The 1,892-nt window shown below is 37.1% G+C and carries 3 protein-coding genes; 1 reads left to right on the top strand and 2 read right to left on the bottom strand.

All coding sequences use genetic code 11. From position 1 onward, the window contains the following. A partial coding sequence (locus tag VGE44_RS17980; RefSeq protein WP_331081755.1) for a DUF2202 domain-containing protein occupies window positions 1-265 on the bottom strand: 265 nt, incomplete at its 3' end. Between the two features lie 78 nt (window positions 266-343). Between VGE44_RS17980 and VGE44_RS17975 the strand changes: the two genes are divergently transcribed. Further along, window positions 344-736 carry a hypothetical protein gene (locus VGE44_RS17975; RefSeq protein WP_331081753.1) on the top strand — a complete coding sequence of 131 codons (393 nt, stop codon included), beginning with the start codon at window positions 344-346 and terminating at the stop codon, window positions 734-736. Window positions 737-787: 51 nt separating this feature from the next. On the opposite strand, the gene yidC is transcribed toward VGE44_RS17975, so the two are convergent. Next, window positions 788-1,892: membrane protein insertase YidC (gene yidC, locus VGE44_RS17970; protein WP_331081751.1), on the bottom strand; the 1,105-nt coding region annotated here is incomplete at its 5' end.

Here is a 1,892-nt window from a genome sequence, read left to right as displayed (position 1 = left end):
TCACACCCCATTTGTTATAAAGAGTTAAATAAACATCCATTGCTAATTTCTCTTCCTCTCTTAAGAATGAAATACTATTTAACTCATCCGCACTCAAGTTTTCCTTTGGCAAAGTATTAATCTGAGCCTCGATATTTACAGCGTTGATATTTTCTGTATTCGTTCTATTACTGATTGAAACTTTATCTTTTTTACAGGAGCCTGAAGTAAAAATAATCACTGTCAGAATCAGTCCTAATCCTGTGATTTTGAGTTGATTTTTCATGATGAAATTTTTGGATGATGTAATTAATAATATAAAAGTACGGCCTTAAAATGCCAGCAATAGTTACATTTGTTACTTATGAAATGTAGCCTTCCAATACTTATATTTTGTATTCTGCTTTGTTCTTCCTGCTCTTATGAAATAGAAAAAAGTGATCTTTTGGGTAGGTGGAACTACGTAAAAGTAGTTAATGCAGATCCGGAGGATATTACCAGCGATGAAGAACTTAAACATGCTTCTCCTGCAATAATCTTTACCGAAACCAATGAACTTATCATTGAATGGGGCGGTAAGCAATTGTCAAAGGGCAAATATAGGCTAGATGGTAAAATGATCAGGTATACTGAATCTTTAGAAGGAGGGAGAACGAGAGAATTTCCATTTTTGGTCAGTAAACTAAGTGATACTGAACTGGTATTCCAGACTATGGAAAAGAATTATAGTCGGGTTACAGCAATAAAACAACGCTGACAGGGTTTTAATTAACACAGACAGGGTTCAAAACCCTGTCTGCGTTACCGATTATTTTGGTTTCTTTTTAGATCCTTTATCCTCAATAGCACCCTTTGTTTTAGCCGCCTGCTGTTGTCTCATATAATCTTCCATTCTTTTCTGGAATCCTGAGGTCTTCTTTTCTGAAGCAGGTTTCTTCTTATTTTCCTGGATCTGAGCATGTATCTTATTATCATCAACAAACATTCTGATGATATATTGCTGTGCAAAAGTCATCAGGTTGGCCAGGAAATAGTAATAATTCAAACCTGAAGGGAAACTGTTCAGTACCCCAAAGAATATGATCGGCGTGATATAACCAATGTATTTCATTTGACCCGTTGCACCCGAAACCTGATTATTGAAATAGGTGTAGATCAATGTTGAAATAGTCATCAAAATACACATCAAACTGATGTGGTCTCCAAGAAAAGGAACTTCAAAACCCAATTTAAAGAAGGCATCATAGGTTGAAAGATCTTCCATCCAGAGGAAGCTTTGCTGACGCAATTCAAATAAATTCGGGAAGAAAAAGAAGAACGCCATAATGATTGGCAACTGCAATAGCATCGGCAGACAACCACCCAGCGGATTTACACCGGCTTTTTTGTATAGCTTTAAATATTCCTGTTGTAATAGGGTAGGGTTATCCTCGCCAACTTTGCCTTTGATCTCGTCCATCTCTGGCTTAAGAATACGCATCTTCGCCATTGACAGGTAAGACTTGTAGGTAAGCGGCAACAAAACCATTTTAAGCAGAATGGTCAGCACAAGAATAATAAGTCCGTAGCCCCATCCAAAACCCTCAAGGAAGTTAAACACAGGCAATACCACCCATCTGTTAATGTACTTCAATGGCCAGTAACCCAGATCTATTTGTTTTTCAATATCAAAGCCCTGTTTTTCAAGAATATTTAACTGATTTGGACCGAAATAGAATTCCATCGGAAAGGAGCTGGTTTCCTGTCTCTGGAAAGGTATTTGCATTTTGGCTGCAAAGCTTTTTACAGTTCCTGCATCCGGACTTGTGCTAACGGCTAATTCTCCACTATCAAAGCTGTTTTTTGCGATCAGTACATTGGAGAAGAAATGTTGTTTAAATGAGAACCATTTAATTTTACCCTCTTTTATTTCT

This window comes from Daejeonella sp., from assembly GCF_036405355.1.
GTDB lineage: Bacteria > Bacteroidota > Bacteroidia > Sphingobacteriales > Sphingobacteriaceae > Daejeonella.
This window is presented reverse-complemented; position numbering and strand designations above follow the sequence as displayed.